General features: G+C 59.7%; 12 protein-coding genes. 3 read left to right on the forward strand and 9 right to left on the reverse strand.

Annotation, left to right across the window (positions count from 1 at the left end):
* Positions 1 to 110: 110 nt before the first annotated feature.
* The 5 genes from ACA070_RS22125 to ACA070_RS22145 form a co-directional block, all read right to left on the reverse strand.
* A complete protein-coding gene (locus ACA070_RS22125; protein WP_497448344.1) occupies positions 111 to 1,928 on the reverse strand; it encodes an ABC transporter ATP-binding protein in 1,818 nt (605 codons plus the stop codon).
* Complete coding sequence (locus ACA070_RS22130) at positions 1,921 to 2,523, reverse strand: DsbA family protein (RefSeq protein WP_497452007.1); 603 nt, start codon at positions 2,521 to 2,523, stop codon at positions 1,921 to 1,923. Before ACA070_RS22130 ends, ACA070_RS22125 begins: the two co-directional genes overlap by 8 nt.
* Before the next feature lie 39 nt (positions 2,524 to 2,562).
* Positions 2,563 to 3,504 (reverse strand): oxygen-dependent tRNA uridine(34) hydroxylase TrhO, encoded by a 942-nt coding sequence (gene trhO, locus ACA070_RS22135; RefSeq protein WP_497448345.1) that lies wholly within the window; start codon positions 3,502 to 3,504, stop codon positions 2,563 to 2,565.
* A gap of 296 nt (positions 3,505 to 3,800) precedes the next feature.
* On the reverse strand, positions 3,801 to 4,100 hold the full coding sequence (locus ACA070_RS22140) for a BolA family protein (protein ID WP_497448346.1): 300 nt from the start codon (positions 4,098 to 4,100) through the stop codon (positions 3,801 to 3,803).
* Between the two features lie 12 nt (positions 4,101 to 4,112).
* Positions 4,113 to 4,643, reverse strand: coding sequence for a DUF2059 domain-containing protein (locus ACA070_RS22145; protein ID WP_461955129.1), 531 nt, complete (start codon positions 4,641 to 4,643; stop codon positions 4,113 to 4,115).
* Positions 4,644 to 4,834: 191 nt separating this feature from the next.
* Between ACA070_RS22145 and ACA070_RS22150 the strand changes: the two genes are divergently transcribed.
* On the forward strand, positions 4,835 to 6,229 hold the full coding sequence (locus ACA070_RS22150; RefSeq protein ID WP_497448347.1) for a class II fumarate hydratase: 1,395 nt from the start codon (positions 4,835 to 4,837) through the stop codon (positions 6,227 to 6,229).
* A gap of 131 nt (positions 6,230 to 6,360) precedes the next feature.
* Here ACA070_RS22150 and ACA070_RS22155 read toward each other — a convergent pair whose 3' ends face one another.
* Complete coding sequence (locus ACA070_RS22155) at positions 6,361 to 7,320, reverse strand: DMT family transporter (RefSeq protein WP_497448348.1); 960 nt, start codon at positions 7,318 to 7,320, stop codon at positions 6,361 to 6,363.
* Between the two features lie 211 nt (positions 7,321 to 7,531).
* Between ACA070_RS22155 and ACA070_RS22160 the strand changes: the two genes are divergently transcribed.
* Positions 7,532 to 7,726, forward strand: a complete 195-nt coding sequence (locus tag ACA070_RS22160; RefSeq protein WP_497448349.1) for a DUF6316 family protein — start codon at positions 7,532 to 7,534, stop codon at positions 7,724 to 7,726.
* 122 nt (positions 7,727 to 7,848) lie between these two features.
* Here ACA070_RS22160 and ACA070_RS22165 read toward each other — a convergent pair whose 3' ends face one another.
* Positions 7,849 to 9,033 (reverse strand): thiolase family protein, encoded by a 1,185-nt coding sequence (locus ACA070_RS22165; RefSeq protein ID WP_497448350.1) that lies wholly within the window; start codon positions 9,031 to 9,033, stop codon positions 7,849 to 7,851.
* A gap of 102 nt (positions 9,034 to 9,135) precedes the next feature.
* The gene (pap, locus tag ACA070_RS22170; RefSeq protein ID WP_497448351.1) at positions 9,136 to 10,659 is read right to left on the reverse strand and encodes a polyphosphate:AMP phosphotransferase; all 1,524 of its coding nucleotides are present in this window, start codon (positions 10,657 to 10,659) and stop codon (positions 9,136 to 9,138) included.
* A 278-nt stretch (positions 10,660 to 10,937) separates the two neighbouring features.
* On the opposite strand from pap, the gene mnmC reads away from it, so the two are divergent.
* Complete coding sequence (mnmC, locus tag ACA070_RS22175; RefSeq protein WP_497448352.1) at positions 10,938 to 12,920, forward strand: bifunctional tRNA (5-methylaminomethyl-2-thiouridine)(34)-methyltransferase MnmC2/FAD-dependent 5-carboxymethylaminomethyl-2-thiouridine(34) oxidoreductase MnmC1; 1,983 nt, start codon at positions 10,938 to 10,940, stop codon at positions 12,918 to 12,920.
* 5 nt (positions 12,921 to 12,925) lie between these two features.
* Here the strand turns inward: mnmC and ACA070_RS22180 are convergent, their stop codons facing one another.
* Entirely contained in the window at positions 12,926 to 17,740 is a 4,815-nt protein-coding gene (locus ACA070_RS22180; protein WP_497448353.1) for an NEL-type E3 ubiquitin ligase domain-containing protein, read from the reverse strand.
* Positions 17,741 to 17,750 lie beyond the last annotated feature (10 nt).

Here is a 17,750-nt window from a genome sequence, read left to right on the forward strand (position 1 = left end):
GATCATCATCCAACGTGATCGCTACAGCTAGACTAGGGTGCGTATTCGATCCCGGCAAGCCAGCGGCCATATTTGTGCGCAATCTGGCGTCAACTTCGCGCGAACTGTCATTAATGCTGCTGCAAATGCCCATAAAGTTTGGCGTATAAACCACCTTCGGCAATCAGTTGCTGATGGTCGCCATCCTCGGCAATTTGCCCGCCGTCGAACACCAGCACCCGATCGGCCTGCTTCACCGCCGACAACCGGTGCGCAATGATCAGCGTGGTGCGGTTGCTCAGGAACCGCGCCAGCGCCTGGTGCAGGTTGTATTCGGTGGCGGCGTCCAGCGCCGAGGTGGCCTCGTCGAGAATCACCACCTTGGGTTCGGCCAGCACCATCCGCGCAATCGCCAGCCGTTGCCGCTGGCCACCGGACAAACGCACACCTGAACGTCCGACGATGCTGTCCAAACCATCAGGCAACTCTCGAACAGTTTGGTTCAGCTGGGCTATTTCCAGTGCTTGCCAGCAGGCCTCGTCGCTGCGTACACGGCCCATCGTCAGGTTGGCGCGCACGGTGTCGTTGAACAGCGCGGGATGTTGCAGGACCACGGCGACGTTTTCGCGCACGGTTTCCAGGCCGATCTCTTGCTGGGTCGAGCCACCAAAGCGGATGGTCCCGGCAAGGGGCGTGTACAACCCCAGCAACAACTGCACCAGTGTGCTCTTGCCACCGCCACTGGCACCGACGATCGCCACTTTTTCACCGGGGGCGATGGACAGGTCCATCTGGTTCAACACCAACTCGTCGCCGTATCCGAAACTCAAGCCCTGGACTTCGATGCCCACGGTGTCGCGTCCCTGGAACGGATCGACACCGCCGGGGTATTGCGGCTCATCGGCGCGGGCCAACAGCTCGTTGATCCGCGACAGCGCACCACCGGCGGCGTAATAGGCGTACTGCAAATTGAGCAGCTGCTCCACCGGACCGATCATGAACCACAGGTAGCTGAACACCGCCAGCATCTGGCCGATGGACAAGTCGGAGAACAACACGGTGAGCATCGCCGCGGCGCGAAAAATATCGATGCCGAACTGGAACAGCAAGCCACTGGCGCGGTTCGACGCATCGGTCTTCCATTGTGAATTCACCGCGTAATCGCGCACTTCCCGGGCTCGCTGCCCCAGACGCCCGAGGAAAAATCCCTGACGGTTGCCGGCACGCACTTCCTGAATCGAGTCGAGGGTCTCGGTCAGGGCCTGGGTGAAACGCGAGGTGCTGTCGTTCTCGAGTTTCTTCAGGTGCTTGACCCGCTTGCCCAGTTGCACCGTGGCGTAGATCACCAGCGGATTGAACAGCATGATCAGCAGCGCCAGCTTCCAGTGCATCCAGATCAGAATGCTCGCGGTGCCGACCAGGGTCAGCATCGCCACGAGGAATCGACTGAGTGTCTCGCCGACAAATTTGTCCAGCGTGTCCAGGTCCGTGACCAGGTGCGTGGTCACCGTGCCGCTGCCCAGGCTTTCGTACTCACCCAGGGAAATGCGCTTGAGCCGTTCGATCAGCCGTATGCGGATGCGATACACGATGTCTTTGGCCAGCGCCGCGAACAACTTCGCCTGCACCACGTTGAACAGCAAGGCGCCACAACGCAGCAAAAAGGTCACCAGCAGCATCAGGCCGATGTAGCCCGCCGCTTTCTGCCAGCCTTCAGGCAACGCATGGTTCATGATTTTCAGCGCGGAATCGCCGTGACCCAGCAGCACTTCGTCTACCAGCAATGGCAGCAGCAAAGGAATCGGCACGCTGCACAGGGTGGCCAATACCGCCACGCCATTGGCGATCCACAGGGATTTTTTATGGTGAAGGGCCAGGCGACGGATTTCAGCCCAACTCAGCCGATCGACACGCTTGGGAGCTGGCGTGTCATCGGGCACGTCATGCACAGGCAGCGCGCTCCAGCCAGCGACCGAGCAATGGCGACAATTCACTTAACGGTTGATAGCCATTGGTCAACAGCGCCAGTTGACCATTGCGTTCGGCCAACAGCGTAGGGAATCCGGCGATGCCGAGGTCCTGGACCCAGGTGAAATCGGCAGCGGTCGCGGCGTGCTGATCGGCACGGTCGAACGCGGCAGCAAACTCAATGCGCGGCAGACCGGCCTGCTCGGCCAACTCGACCAGAACACTGGCGTGGGTGACGTCCCGGCCCTCGGCGTAAAACGCGTGTTGAATCAGCCCGAGCAGTTTCCACGCGCAATCCGGCGCCAGGTTGCGCGCCGTCACCAGCGCCCGGCACGCAGGCTCGGTGTCGTAGACAAAACCGTCAGGCAACGCGCCTTCGGTCTTGAACGGTTGGCCGGTGGCCTGGGTAACGGCCTGCCAATGCTCAAGGATATAGCGCCGGGTGGTCGGCTCCAATGCGGAGCCGCTGCCGGTGCGCAAACCGCCCACCACCAGATGCAACTCCACCCCTGCCGCCTGCGCCTGCTCGACCAGCGCGTTGGCGACCGGCGCAAAGCCCCAGCACCAGGAGCACATCGGGTCCATCACGTAGAGCAGGCGTTGGGCAGACATGGTTCAAGCCTCTGAAGGAGTTTGCTTGTAGTTGTAGCCGATCGGGTGAGGCAGGTTGCGCGCCTTGGCCAGTTCGATCTGCTTCTGCCGATCAATGGCGCTGCGACGGGTTTTCTCGCTCAGCGTATCCCAGCAATGCGGGCAACTGATGCCGGCCACATAGTGCTCGGACGCGCGGTCTTCGACACTGATCGGCGTACGACAGGCATGACATTGATCGTAGTCGCCTTCGCTGAGGTCATGGCGCACGGTCACGCGGTTGTCGAACACGAAGCAGTCGCCCTGCCATTTGGTTTCTTCCTGCGGCACCTCTTCGAGGTACTTCAGAATGCCGCCCTTGAGGTGGTAGACCTCGTCGAAACCCTGGCTGAGCATATAGCTCGAGGCCTTCTCACACCGAATGCCGCCGGTGCAGAACATCGCGACTTTCTTGTGCACGGCCGGGTCGAAATGGGCTTTGATGTAGTCGGGGAATTCGCGAAAGCTGGTGGTTTTCGGGTCGATGGCGCCTTCGAAGGTGCCGATCGAGACCTCGTAATCGTTGCGGGTGTCGATCAACAGCACTTCAGGATCGCTGATCAGCGCATTCCAGTTCTGTGGATCGACGTAGGTGCCGACCTTTTTGTTCGGGTCCACGCCTTCGACGCCGAGGGTGACGATTTCTTTCTTGAGTTTGACCTTGGTGCGGTAGAACGGCTGGTCGTCGCAGTACGACTCTTTGTGGTCGATGTCGTCCATGCGCGGGTCGTTCTTGAGCCAGGCCATCAGCCCGTCAATGCCTTCGCGGCTGCCGGACACGGTGCCGTTGATGCCTTCTTCGGCGATCAGCAACGTGCCTTTGATGCCGTTGTCGACCATGGCTTGCAGCAGTGGCTCGCGCAGGGTGACGTAATCTTCCAGGGTGACGAACTTATACAGTGCCGCCACGACAATCTGTTGTGTCATGGGTGATTCTCCAGGTGGCTACCCTCGTAAAGGGTGAACCGGATTCAAAAAAAACGCGCCGGGTGAGCGGCGCGTTGCGGATTCTAGCAAAAAAGGTGTGGGTTTAGGACTGGGATCTAAAAGTCTGGTGAGAACCATTGTGGCGAGGGGATTTATCCCCGCTGGGCTGCGAAGCAGACCTGAAAATATCAGCCTCACTGAGGCGTTTCAGACAAACCGAGCTGCCGGTTTTACGACTGCTTCGCAGCCGAACGGGGATGAATCCCCTCGCCACAACAGCCCTTCAACCCGTCACATCAATGTTTGCTACCGCCAGCACAGGTGGGCGAGGCCGGAGCCGCGTCGATCTGTGCCCATTCTTCCGGCGTGTAGGTATGCAGCGCCAACGCATGGAACTCGCCCATCAGCTCGCCGAGCGTGCCGTAGACTTTCTGGTGACGCTTGACGCGGTTGAGCCCTTCAAACTGCTGGCTGACCACCACCGCCTTGTAATGGGTTTGCAACCCACGACTGTGCATATGGCTTTCATCCAGCACCTGCAGATGCTGCGGCTGCAACAAGCCCAGCGTCGATTCGATGCGTTGTTGCATGGTCATACCAAACTCCGCTTAAGGCTTTTTCTTGACAGCAGGAGCAGCAGCACCGGCTTTAGGGTCCAGCTCGTTGGTCATGTCAGCCAGCAGTTTGTTGACCACAGGCACCGCGCTTTCCAGCTTGGCTTGAGTCATCTGGGCCGATTGCTGAGTCAGCTGCGGCATTTTTTCCAGGACTTTCTTGCCCAGTGGCGACTTGTAGAACGCGACCAGGTCTTTGAGCTCGGATTCGCTGAAGTTGGTGGTGTAGAGCTTGACCATGTCCGGCTTCAGCTTGTTCCAGCCAATGGCTTGGTCCAGCGCGGCATTGGCTTTGGCCTGGTAAGTTTCCAACAAGGCTTTTTTCGATTCAGGGGCTTTGGTCTGTTCAAAGCGCTGAGCGAACATTTGCTGCACTTGCATGTACACCGGAGTGCCCAATTTGTCAGCGTGCGCCAGGGTCAGGAAAGCTTCGGCACTGGCGTTGTGGCTGGCGGTATCGGCAAAAACAGGGCCGCTGGCGCAAACCAGTGCAACCGCGGTACAGATGGCACGAAGACGAGTCATCGAGTTTCCTTTTCTAGCAGGCGAGGTAAAACCCCAAGGGCGTCCATTCTGCGCCTAAAAAAGTGTGTCACTCAACCCCAAGCCTTGTCGGGCCTGAATTAGAGGGGTTGAGCGGTCAAAATCCAGACTGATGGAACCACGGCCGGCGATCACGGCCTAAACTGCGCTATCGACCTACAGGAGTGTGCAAGATGAGCCGTATCGAAACCGACAGCCTAGGCCAGGTGGAAGTCCCGGATGAGGCCTACTGGGGCGCTCAGACGCAACGCTCGCTGGTCAATTTCGCCATTGGCAACGAACGCATGCCGCTGGCCGTGCTGCACGCACTGGCCCTGATCAAGAAAGCCGCGGCGCGGGTCAATGACCGCAACGGCGACCTGCCCGCCGACATCGCCCGACTGATTGAACAGGCCGCCGACGAAGTGCTCGACGGCAGCCACGACGACCAATTCCCGTTGGTGGTCTGGCAGACCGGCAGCGGCACGCAGAGCAATATGAACGTCAACGAAGTGATCGCTGGTCGTGCCAACGAGCTAGCCGGCAACCCGCGTGGCGGCAAAACCCCGGTTCACCCCAACGATCACGTCAATCGCTCCCAAAGCTCCAACGACTGCTTCCCGACCGCCATGCACATTGCCACTGTTCAGGCGGTGCAGCAGCATTTGCTGCCAGCGATCAGTGAACTCTCTGGCGGGTTGGCCGAGTTGTCGGCGCGGCACATGAAGCTGGTCAAGACCGGCCGTACCCACATGATGGACGCCACGCCGATCACCTTCGGCCAGGAACTCTCGGCGTTCATCGCGCAACTGGATTACGCCGAACGGGCGATCCGCAGCGCGCTGCCGGCGGTTTGTGAGCTGGCGCAGGGCGGCACCGCGGTCGGCACCGGGCTGAACTCACCCCACGGTTTTGGTGAAGCGGTCGCTGCGGAATTGGCCGCCCTCTCCGGCCTGCCGTTTGTCACCGCGCCGAACAAGTTCGCCGCGCTGGCCGGCCATGAGCCGCTGACCACCCTGTCGGGCGCGCTGAAAACCCTCGCCGTGACCCTGATGAAAATCGCCAACGACCTGCGTCTGCTGGGGTCCGGGCCGCGCGCAGGTTTTGCCGAAGTGAAACTGCCGGCCAACGAACCGGGCAGCTCGATTATGCCGGGCAAGGTCAATCCGACTCAGTGCGAAGCGCTGTCGATGCTGGCGTGTCAGGTCCTGGGCAACGACGTCGCCATTGGTTTTGCGGCGAGTCAGGGGCACTTGCAGCTGAATGTGTTCAAACCGGTGATCATCCACAACTTGCTGCAATCGATCCGCCTGCTGGGCGATGGCTGCAGCAACTTCCAGCAACATTGCATCGCCGGGCTTGAGCCCGATGCGGCGAAAATGGCTGAACATCTGGAGCGTGGGTTAATGCTGGTGACGGCGCTGAACCCGCATATCGGCTACGACAAATCGGCGGAGATTGCCAAGAAGGCTTACAGCGAGGGGCTGACATTGCGTGAGGCGGCGTTGCAGTTGGGGTATCTGACGGATGAACAGTTTGATGCCTGGGTAAGGCCGGAGAATATGCTTGAGGCCGGTGCCAAAGGTTAAGATTTTCAGCGTCTGACAGTCAGTCTTCGCGGGCAAGCCTCGCTCCTACAGATTTTTTGTCGATCCTGAATATTGTGATCAACACAGAATCTGTAGGAGCGAGGCTTGCCCGCGAAGAACGATAACGAGGTCTAACTGGCAGCCATCTTCATCCGCCGCGCCCTGAGCCCGGCAATCAACGACGGCCCCAACGCCACCAGCGCCGAACCCACCACTACCAACACCGCCCCGCCATACCCCAGACCATTGATCGTCTCGGCATGCACGTACTCCGGCCACGCCCACGCCGCCACGGCCACCGCGCCAAACGTCACCAACGGCGTAATCGCCAACGTCGCACTGACTCGCGAAGCTTCCCAATGGGCCAGCGCTTCAGCAAAGGCGCCATAGGCGATCAAGGTGTTCATGCAGCACGCCAGCAGCAACCAGCCTTGCAGCGGGCTCAATTGCAGCGCCTCCAGCGGATGCACCCACGGCGTCAGCAACAGCGCGCAGAACAGGTAAATCACCATCATCACCTGCAACGAATTCCACACCGTCAGCAATTGCTTCTGCCCCAACGCGTAAAACGTCCAGACCGTCGACGCCAGCAGCACCAGCAACACGCCCGCGGTGTAATCGGTCAGCGAGGTCAACAACTCGGCCAGGCGTTGATTGAAGAAGAGTGCGAAGCCAATCAGCAGCACCAGCAGACCAATGCCCTGCCCCACACTGAAGCGTTCCTTGAACACAAACAGACTCGCGATCAACAACATGATCGGGCCCATCTGCACCACCAGTTGCGCGGTGCCGGGGCTCAGAAGGTTCAGGCCCATCAGGTACAGCACATAGTTGCCGACCAGACCGAGCACCGCCATCAACACCAGCCAGCCGCCGCGTGGGCCAAGGACTTTGCGGCTCGGCAGGCGTTTGGTCGCCGCCAGATAAATGAACAGGCACCCACCGGATACCGTCAGGCGAAACCAGGTCACCGTCACCGGGTCCATCACCAGCAGGACTTGTTTGAGCTTGATCGGCAGGATTCCCCACAGCAGCGCAGTCAGCAAGGCCAGGAACAGACCGTAAACCCAGCGACCGGATGAAATGTGCATGCGAACCCCAAAAGCCAGATGGCAAGAAACCCCATTCTAGGCGCAGACCCCGGCGCGACACAGGGACAGTTGGCGACTGGCCGCGAATGAAACTGTGCAGGTCGCACCATTAATTTGGCGATGTGCCGTCGATCAGTTGGTCAGGCGCCGCAAGTGGTTCATGCATAAGCTCATCGGATCCACCCACAGGAACATCCTTCAGGAGACCGCCATGTACGGCATGCGCGCCCAGGACAACGCCCCCGCCACGCACTTTCGTTGCCCCCGGGTGAGTCGTGTGAACGGGGAATTGTATTTCAGCACCCGGGAAAACACGCTGGAGGGGCCGTTTGAGAATCCGCAGGCGGCAGAGCGGGAAATTCAGGCTTACATCGCGCGGTTGCAGGTTTTGGGTGCCCACGGTTAGACCGAGGCGCAGCCATCGCCAGCAGGCTGGCTCCCACATTGGATCTGTGTAACGCATCAGATTCCTGTGGGAGCGAGCCTGCTCGCGATGGCGGTTAATCAGGCAGCAGAAGTCTTGCGGCCTTAACGCACCGCTTCAAACAACCCGGTCGCCCCCATCCCGCCACCCACGCACATAGTGACGACGCCGTAACGCAAGTTGCGCCGCTGCAACTCACGCACAATGTGCCCGACCTGACGCGAGCCGGTCATACCGAACGGATGCCCGATGGAAATCGAGCCGCCATTGACGTTGTACTTTTCGTTATCGATCTCCAGGCGGTTGCGGCTGTACAGGCACTGCGAAGCAAACGCTTCGTTGAGTTCCCACAGATCAATGTCGGCCACCTGCAATCCCTTGGCCTTGAGCAATTTCGGCGCCGAGAACACCGGACCGATACCCATCTCATCCGGCGCGCACCCGGCCACCGCGAAACCACGGAAGAACGCCTTTGGCTTGAGTCCGAGTGCCAGGGCTTTTTCCAGGCTCATGACCAGCGTCATCGAAGCGCCATCGGACAGTTGCGACGAGTTACCCGCCGTCACCGAACCGTCCTCGGCAAACACCGGCTTCAACCCGGCCAGGCTTTCCAGCGTGGTGTCGGGGCGGTTGCAGTCATCGCGATCGACGATCCCGTCGAGGATCTGGATCTGACCGGTGGCCTTGTCTTCAACCCGGTATTTCACCGCCATCGGCACGATTTCATCATCAAACAATCCAGCGGCTTGAGCCTGGGCCGTACGTTGCTGACTTTGCAGGGCGTACAGATCCTGCTCCTGGCGGCTGACGTCGTAACGGCGCGCGACGATTTCGGCGGTCTGGCCCATCGGAAAATAGATGCCCGGCACCTGCTCTTTCAGGAGCGGGTTGATCAGGTTGTCGGTGTTGACGCTTTTCATGGTCAGGCTGATGGATTCGACGCCACCGGCCACGATGATGTCGCTGCAGCCCGAAGCGATCTGGTTGGCGGCGATGGCGATGGCCTGCAAGCCCGACGAGCAGAAACGGTTGAGGGTCATGCCGGCGGTACCGATGCCCAATCGCGACAACACCGCGACGTTGCGGCCGATGTTGAAACCCTGGGCGCCTTCGTTGGAGCCCGCACCAACGATGCAATCCTCAACGCTGGCCGGGTCGATGCCGGTGCGCGCCAACAAGGCATCGACGCAATGCGCCGCCATGTCATCCGGACGGGTCTGGTTGAACTTGCCGCGAAAGGATTTGGCCAGGCCGGTCCGCACGCTGTCGACGATCACCACTTCACGCATGGCATACCTCATTGTTGTTGTCGGTTGAGAGTGGACCGAGCATAAGTCCACCCCATAACCGACCGCGACAATCATTCACCCCGCGTATGCGTAACCATCGGCTCACGACTTGTGTTTTTTGGCCTTCTTGTCGTGCTTGTCTGATTTCTCGAACGCTGCTTCCAGTGCCTGGTTGATCGTGCGCAGCACCTTGACCCGGGCCCAGCGCTTGTCATTGGCCTCCACCAGGGTCCACGGCGAGATTTCGGTGCTGGTGCGGTCAACCATGTCACCGACCGCCGCGCGATAGGCGTCCCATTTATCGCGGTTGCGCCAATCGTCTTCAGTGATCTTGAAACGCTTGAAGGGGATTTCTGCCCGAGCCTCGAAACGCTCCAGTTGCGTCTCCTTGTCGATGGCCAACCAGAACTTGACCACGATGAGGCCCGACTCGGAGATCTGCTCTTCGAAATCATTGATCTCGCTGTACGCCCGCAGCCAGTCCGCGGGCGGACAGAAGCCTTCAATGCGCTCGACCAGCACTCGGCCATACCACGAGCGATCGAACACCGTGAACGTGCCCTTGGCCGGAATGTGCCGCCAGAACCGCCACAAATACGGTTGCGCCCGTTCCTCCTCGGTCGGCGCGGCAATCGGCACGATGTTGTACTGGCGTGGATCGAGCGCCGCTGCGACGCGACGAATCGCCCCACCCTTGCCGGCCGCATCATTGCCTTCGAACACCGCGACCAACGCGTGTTGACGCATGCGCTTGTCGCGCATCAGGCCCGAAAATCGCGCCTGCTCGGTAATCAGTTGTTCTTCGTAATCGTCCTTATCCAGGTGCAGGCTCAAGTCCAGGCTATCGAGCACGTTCAACTGATCGACATGGATCGGCAGCGGCGCAGCGCTGACCTTGACGGGATGGATCTTCGACCGCTTCAAGGCATTTTGCAGACCTTCGAGCAGGATTTTTCCCACCGCCAGACTGCGGTAATGCGCATCCACCCCTTCAATCACATGCCAGGGGGCGTAGTCGCGGCTGGTGCGGCGCAACACGCGCTCGCCGTACTTCACGAATTTGTCGTAGGTGCGCGATTGTTGCCAGTCCAGTGGGCTGATGCGCCAGCTGTGCAAAGGGTCGTCGGCGAGTGCCTTGAGTCGCGCCTTCATTTGCTTCTTGGAGAGGTGAAACCAGAACTTGAAGATCAGCGCGCCTTCGTCGCAGAGCATTTTTTCAAAACGCTCGGACTGGTTGATCGCCTGATCCATCACCGCGTCCTTGAACAGCCCATGAACCCGACCCTGCAGCATCTGGCTGTACCAGTTGCCGAAGAAAATCCCCATGCGCCCCTTGGCCGGAAGCATCCGCCAGTAGCGCCAGGCCGGTGGTCGCGCCAGCTCTTCATCGGTCTGCTGATCGAAGGTGCGGACTTCGATCAGGCGCGGGTCCATCCACTCGTTGAGCAATTTGACCGTCTCGCCCTTGCCGGCACCTTCGATGCCGTTGATCAGGATGATCACCGGAAAACGCTTTTGCTGCTGAAGTTCGAACTGCGCTTCGAGCAACGCTTCACGCAGCGCCGGTACTTCAGCTTCGTAGGTTTCTTTGTCTATAGCGTGACCGATTTCAGCAGATTCGAACATGGATGGCTCCCTTTCCGGATTGAGCAAGACTAGCGGATTGACCTCGCCAGCGTGGGAGAAATCCATTTCTTCACCGCAACCACAGTTCCCTGTAGCAGCTGTCGAGGCACGAGGCTGCGTTGGGCTGCGCAGCGGCCCTTCTTTAGGGCGGTCCTGTGGACACGCATCGCAGCCTCGTGCCTCGGCAGCTGCTACAGGATTTTCTGCGAGTCGGCGGTCGTACAGGCACCGCCACGTCGATCAGCTAGAATGGCCGCCTTGCCGTTGCCGAGCCTGCCATGAAACCTGTATTGCCTCACGCCCAACTCGACTGGGACGACCAGGGTCGCCCGTATTCGCGGGTGTTCGACGACGTCTATTTTTCGGACAAGTCAGGCCTTGAAGAAACCCGTTACGTGTTCCTCGAACAAAACGGTTTGCGCGAACGCTTCACCGCGCTGCCGGACGGCGGTCGATTGGTCATCGGCGAAACCGGTTTCGGCACCGGGCTTAACTTCCTCTGCGCCTGGCAGTTGTTCGAGCAGCACGCGGTAGCCGGTGCGCGACTGCATTTTGTCAGCGTCGAAAAGTACCCGCTGAGCCAGCCAGACTTGCGGCGAGCCCTGGCCTTGTGGCCGGAGCTCAAGCCGTTTGCCGATCAATTGCTGACGCAATACGTGGCGATTCATCAAGGCTTCCAGCGACTGATGCTGGACAACGGCCGCGTCACCCTGACGCTGCTGATCGGCGATGCGCTGGAGCAATTGCCGCAACTGGACGCGCAGATTGATGCGTGGTTTCTCGACGGTTTTGCCCCGGCAAAAAACCCCGACATGTGGACCGCCGAGTTGTTTGCCGAACTGGCACGGTTGGCCGCGCCCGGCTCGACCCTCAGCACTTTCACCAGCACCGGTTGGGTGCGCCGTCTGCTGAACGCGGCGGGTTTCAAGATGAAGCGCACGCCCGGCATCGGCCACAAATGGGAAATCCTGCGCGGCGTGTTTCTCGGCTGGCCTGAAGACGCCCCGACAGCCGTCGCCCCCAAACCCTGGTTTGCGCGCCCGACACCCTTGACCGGCGAACGTCATGCACTGGTGATCGGCGCAGGCCTGGCCGGTTGCGCGACCGCTGCAAGCCTGGCGGCGCGAGGTTGGCACGTCAGTTTGCTGGAGCGCCACGATGCGCTGGCGCAGGAAGCTTCCGGCAATCCACAGGGCGTGCTGTACCTCAAGCTGTCGGCCCATGGCACGGCATTGTCACAGTTGATTGTCAGTGGTTTCGGCCACACCCGGCGCCTGCTGGAGCATTTGCAGCGCAGCGTCGACTGGGACGATTGCGGCGTACTGCAACTGGCCTTCAACGCCAAGGAAGCAGAACGTCAGGCGCAACTGGCGCAAGCGTTTCCCGAAGATCTGCTGCACACACTCGATCGAGAGCACGCCGAAATTCGCGCGGGTATCGCGTTGCAATCCGGTGGCCTGTTTTACCCCGAAGGCGGTTGGGTGCATCCGCCAGCCCTGTGCGCATGGCAAGCCGCGCATCCGAATATCCAGCTCCTGACCCATCACGATGTACTGGAATTGCGTCGTGTGGAGGGGCAATGGCAAGCGTGGGATGGCAACACGTTGCTGGCCAACGCACCGGTGGTGGTGCTGGCCGGTGCGGCGGAGATCAAGCGTTTCGATTTCAGCAGCGATCTGCCGCTCAAACGTATTCGCGGACAGATCACCCGCCTGCCCCAGACACCTGCAAGCCAAAGCCTGAGCACCGTCGTGTGCGCCGAAGGTTATGTCGCACCGGCCCGCCTGGGTGAACACACCCTGGGCGCGAGTTTCGACTTCAACAACGACGACCTGACGCCCACCACGGCCGAGCACGCCGGCAACCTGCAGATGCTCGAAGAAATCTCGCTGGACCTGGTTACCCGACTCGGCGCAGACACCTTGCAACCCGAGGCACTTGAAGGTCGCGCAGCGTTTCGCTGCACCAGCCCGGATTACCTGCCGATTGTCGGTCCTTTGGCTGACCGTCAGGCCTTCGCCGACGCCTACATCGCCCTGAGCAAGGACGCCCGGCAAACGCCGGACATCCCTTGCCCATGGCTCGACGGCTTGTACGTCAACAGTGGCCACGGTTCGCGAGGGCTGATCACCGCGCCGTTGTCAGGCGAGTTGCTGGCAGCCTGGCTCGACAACGAACCACTGCCGTTGCCCAGAGCCGTGGCCGAAGCCTGTCATCCGAATCGCTTTGCCTTGCGGCGCCTGATTCGGGGCAAGGCCTGAGGCGCTCAATCCAGTGCAAAGCAAGTCTTTGACTCGTCAGCCTTCATGGCCGCTTCGGTCAGACGCTTTAACAAAGCAGTCTCGGCCTTCTTCAACTCATCTGCGATGCCGTCGACCTGCGGGCGATAGCCCGCACCAAGCGTCGCCTCATTTTCAAAGGCCGTCTCCATCCGCACGTGAAAGGGCGCAGACAAATCGGTGAACTGTTTGCCATGGTGCTGCCGCAAAAAGTCGCTCCAGAACGTGCGGCCACGGATATAAGTCGATAGTTCAGATGAGTTTTCTGCAGCAAGGACCTTGGTATAGGCAACCTCCAGATCATTGGCTTTTACGCCACTTAGCGATGCATAACGCATATGCCGGGGCTGACCGAACAGTTCGAGCCTGTCGGCCAGGCCGGTGCGATAAGCCAGCTCTACTTCCACTGCATCGAGGGCAGGATTGGCCTGGGCCTTTTCCCGCGCAATTCTGGAAAGATAATCCAGACGGAACAGGCTTCGCCCAAGTTTCAATAGCCGAGCGGCCTGATCATGGGCATTGGCGGACAGTCTAACCACCCTGTCGATCTCGACAGCGACCTCAAGATTACTGAAGAGCGTCGCCGCGTCATCAGCGCAATTGGCTTTTACTGCCATCGCCAGCAATTGAGTGCATAACGCCGAGTCCGTTTGAGTCGCCTCAATCACACTCCAGACGCGTCGGGTCATGTCTTCGTTCACAAAGCGGCTATCCGCCGAGCTCCCGACTTCTGCCAGCAATTCAAAGAATTCTTTCGATCCGGGCTCGTTCTTCAGCGCCAGCCATGCACGATGACGACTGGCGTAGGTCTCTTCAACCGGTTTTGGCATCCACAGGTCTCGAGCCCTTTGATCGTTGAGCACCGCGGTATCATTTTGCAGCAGCCCCATCCCGATGCCGGTACTGTTCCGGAAGGTCTCAAGCCTTGTACGGCTCGCCGCGGATAGGGGGTTATGGCGCAGGTTGATCGCTTGAGCGAATCGCGGAGGGAGTTGGAACAGCCATTGCGGCAACTCCCGAATCTCGTTTCCTCGCAGGTCCACGAAGTCCAGATACGGCAAGCGGGAAAGCCCGACAGGCAGTTCCGTCGCGTAGGTATTGCGCAGCAACAGTTCTTGCAGATCCAGCATTTTGCTGACATCAATCGTGGCCCCCAAGCGATTGCCGCTGAGCCCCAACGTGCGCAAATTGCGCATGTCGGCCAGTTTGCGCAAGGTGTGTTCGGTCAGCGCTATCTGGTTACCCTCCAGCCTCAAGTGCTGGAGGTCAGGCATGTGTGACAACACTTCAGGCAATCGTGTGAGTTGATTGCGGTCCAGTTCCAGAGTGACAAGCCCTTTGAACGGCTTGAGGAAATACGCCAGTTCATCGCCCGCCTGCATGTCCTTGATTGAAAGGCTGCGCACATGGGCGACATCCTGTTCGGTCAACGTTGGCAATGGGCCTACAGGGTTGCGCTCCAGCGCGAGCGTGGTAGAAGGCGGGTTTTGCCGGGCTATCCGGCGCCAGCAGTTTTCGATGGCGTGGGCCACCTGACGACGGCTGACTCGGATATCGTTGAGCTGCCCCGGCAGCTTCTTCATTGCCACTTCATCGTCACGCCAGGTGTGCAACACGCCGAGCAGTTTTTTCAGTTGCTGTTGCAGCTCCTTGATTCGATTCACCCGCTGCATCTGGTTGCTGCCGGCATTGTCGAGAAACGTCGAAACCTGGGCATCCGTGAACAGCGGATAGAGCTTTTTGACTTTACGAATCAAACCCCTTGCATAAGAGCCCGCAGCGGGGGGACTCGCCTGGACACAGGCGGAAAGGTGGTTCGGTGTTTCACTGCGCTCGCCCCGCAGCACCCGGCCGGCCTGTGCCGGATCGCCGGTGGCGGCCCTCGACAGGCGTGACCGTAGCGTCGGGACATCCAGCCCGTCGGTGCCAGTGAATCCCATGCGGGTGCGCTGGGTGGCAGGCAATGCATCCAGTATCGACTCAAGCAACATTTGGCTCACAGCAGTGCTAGACACATTGCCATTGGTTTGGGTGACCTGATAGCCGTTGGACGTCTTGACGATTACCCCGTGCGACAGCGCATCCGCTTCGCCCACACTGTCTAGCAAGGTGCCGGTCGCTGAACCCTGTCGCACCTCAAGTCGACAGCTGCCATCCCAGCCTTGCACCCTATCCATCAGCCCGAGCGTCAGTCTGTCGGTGTCGGCATTGGCCAGTTGCGGCAGATGCAACCCGGTGAGCGCACGGTCCTGCCTGATACCCGCCTGTGCCTCACTGACCTGCCGGGCGAGATCCACTCCGAGGATCTTGCGGTCACGCAGAAAGCTGAGATCCCTGCCAGAGGCGTTATCCAGCAATTCCTGACACACCTGTGTGGGAAGGTCAGCGGCGTGTTCGCGCAGTAGCGCCACATCACCGGTGGCGGTGCCGTCCCAGGTTTCATAGAGCCACTGAAACAGCGGCTGGCGATGACCCTTGAGGCGTGTCGCGATCTTCTTTGCCAACAGCTGCGATTTCGATTCAGTGGTCGTGCGACCGATGATGCCCTCCACTTCTGCCGGATAGAGGCCACTGATGACGGTGTCGAGCAGTTTCCCCGACTCCAGATCCGCCTGATGGACGTGCACGCTGTTGACGTCATCATCGTGTGGTGCTGTCGCGGGAAAGCGCGACACGACCACCTCCTCCTCGTCGCAAACTTCAATGAAACGCTCCGCCGGCCAACCGGACAGCCTCGGCAGTGTATGCAGTTGCTCCTGAATGAAGTCCTTGTTCGCGGTCTCTCCCCGTTCCATTGCCGCAACCATCGCGGTGATGCGCCGGTCAATCTTGAAACGCTCGACACAGTCGTTCAGCCGCTGCGGTAACTTGAGGTGGCTTTCATGGAGCTGGTGCAACGTGTCAGGCGTCATGTCGGTGATGTCGGCAATCGCTTCCAGATCACTGCCAAGATCGCTCAGGCGCGGGTCCGTTCGTCCCAATGCATAAGCACTGTCGCGCCACTCGTGCGCATGCTCATAGGCATGCCGCCAGCCACCTTCCACATTTCGCTCGACGGCAGGCTGAAATGCGTCAGTGCGCACAGGATGATTGAGGGTCCATGCCGATCCCGCAGCGTTGCGGGTAGTTCGATAGGGGGCTCCCGCCATGACGATCGACGTGTGTCCGGCATGCCGGTAAAGCCCTTGCGAATCAGGTTTCACGTCGACTGGCAGAGCCGTGGTCTGTTTATAGGGTTCGAGGTCGGGTTTCCATAATCTTGCCTTGCCATCCGCGCGAGTGACGGCCTCGAAACCGTCGAAGAATGCCGCCTGCTCGTTCGCGCCCTTACCGATAGCTGTCGCGATGATTTTTCCGCCGACGGCAAACGCTGCCAGCTGCGCGACGTTTTCCACCACACTCAGCAAATGAGACAACGCCTGCGCTCGCTCGCCGTGCGTCCAGTCAACCACACCTTCATACACCTCGCTGACGAGGTCGACGACCGCCGCAGCCAGCATCACCTGGCCGATCCCGGGTACGAAAAAAGCGGCCGCGTTCAGTAGAAGAAGACCGCCATCCAGTAATGTCTGAAGGATTTTTTCTCGTTGTTGCTCATCGACATCTTCAGTCGGCACGGCAAGCATTCGCGCGTCTTTCTGAGTCGTGCTGATAAACGTACTGAAGAAAAAATCGGCAAGGCAAGTGTCGGCGGGCGTGGCAGCGAGCGCGCCCAAGGTCTTGCCTTTGTCGAACTGAGTAAAAAACCCGGTTTTATCGTGGCTGTGCAGGTACTGCTCGGCGAACGTTTTTCTGTAGTCTTTGCTTTGCAAATGGAGGGTCAGGTAATCCTTGAAATCATCCAGTGAGGCGTATTCATACAGCGGTCGTCGGGGTTCGTTCGGCATGTAAACCACACACCGGGCCTGCGGCTCGGTATCGATGGAGACTTTGGTAAATACCAGTACCCCACAGATGCAGGTGTCATGAATCATCAAGCCCTGCCAATGCACCGGCCCGCCATCAAACAGTGCGCCCTTGGTTTGAGCCGCCGGGAGATCCTGGTCGATCACACTCAGCAGCATCGTGTAAGCAGCAGGCGTGATGTTCTTTTTCAGGGAGGCCGTGTGGAGGGCAACTTGCAGGTCCAGCACCTTCAGCCGCCGGATGTCCGCAATGGAGGCCCGATCATCGACAGGCGCTCCAATTGCGGGTTTGGCCGGCAATGCCAAGGCCTCGTCGATATGCCGCTGATAGCGGGCTCCCAGGTCGAGTTCACGACAGAGTGCGGCGAATTTTTCAGGGGTTATTTCAGCGCCTGACTGGGCCTGTTGGTTGATTCGTATGACCGAGTCCGCTGGCATACCGCCGCTGCTTGCTTCCTCAGCGGTAAAGTTTTCCATGGCCGCCTGGAGCAGGCTGCGTGAGGTGGTCATTACTTTTTCCGTGGAACCGATGACTGGGAGAACACCTGTCGACGAGTAGGTTTTTCTTGTGATGTCCAGCGTGTCCCGCTCAACGTCGAAATCGATCGTCCATTTACCCTTGAGGAACTCGGTCAGTTGCTCTTGGCAGAACGCGTCCAACGGCTTGAGTTTTTTGAGCGCCTCTTTGACCTTGCCTTGGGCAACAAAAGACTGCTCGAACGCAGCCGTCAGAGCTTGCACCCCGTTCAGATCTGCAGTCGCCAACCATTGCGGAATAGACGCTTGCAGAACGTGCGCCTTGTCCAGGTCGCCTGTGTGTTCCAACAACGCCTCGAGACGTTGTGCCGCTGTCATTGGCACCACCACGGGGGCGGTATTGGAAGTCGTAGCCGGCATGAGCAATATC

The sequence above is a fragment of the Pseudomonas sp. LBUM1678 genome, assembly GCF_059695575.1.

Excerpts from the sequence above, each read along its gene's own strand:
- ACA070_RS22130 (WP_497452007.1), bottom strand. The coding sequence starts at position 2,523 with ATGTGCTCCTGGTGCTGGGGCTTTGCGCCGGTCGCCAACGCGCTGGTC.
- trhO (WP_497448345.1), bottom strand. The coding sequence starts at position 3,504 with ATGACACAACAGATTGTCGTGGCGGCACTGTATAAGTTCGTCACCCTG.
- ACA070_RS22140 (WP_497448346.1), bottom strand. The coding sequence starts at position 4,100 with ATGACCATGCAACAACGCATCGAATCGACGCTGGGCTTGTTGCAGCCG.
- ACA070_RS22145 (WP_461955129.1), bottom strand. The coding sequence starts at position 4,643 with ATGACTCGTCTTCGTGCCATCTGTACCGCGGTTGCACTGGTTTGCGCC.
- ACA070_RS22150 (WP_497448347.1), top strand. The coding sequence starts at position 4,835 with ATGAGCCGTATCGAAACCGACAGCCTAGGCCAGGTGGAAGTCCCGGAT.
- ACA070_RS22155 (WP_497448348.1), bottom strand. The coding sequence starts at position 7,320 with ATGCACATTTCATCCGGTCGCTGGGTTTACGGTCTGTTCCTGGCCTTG.
- ACA070_RS22160 (WP_497448349.1), top strand. The coding sequence starts at position 7,532 with ATGTACGGCATGCGCGCCCAGGACAACGCCCCCGCCACGCACTTTCGT.
- ACA070_RS22165 (WP_497448350.1), bottom strand. The coding sequence starts at position 9,033 with ATGCGTGAAGTGGTGATCGTCGACAGCGTGCGGACCGGCCTGGCCAAA.
- pap (WP_497448351.1), bottom strand. The coding sequence starts at position 10,659 with ATGTTCGAATCTGCTGAAATCGGTCACGCTATAGACAAAGAAACCTAC.
- mnmC (WP_497448352.1), top strand. The coding sequence starts at position 10,938 with ATGAAACCTGTATTGCCTCACGCCCAACTCGACTGGGACGACCAGGGT.
- ACA070_RS22180 (WP_497448353.1), bottom strand. The coding sequence starts at position 17,740 with ATGCCGGCTACGACTTCCAATACCGCCCCCGTGGTGGTGCCAATGACA.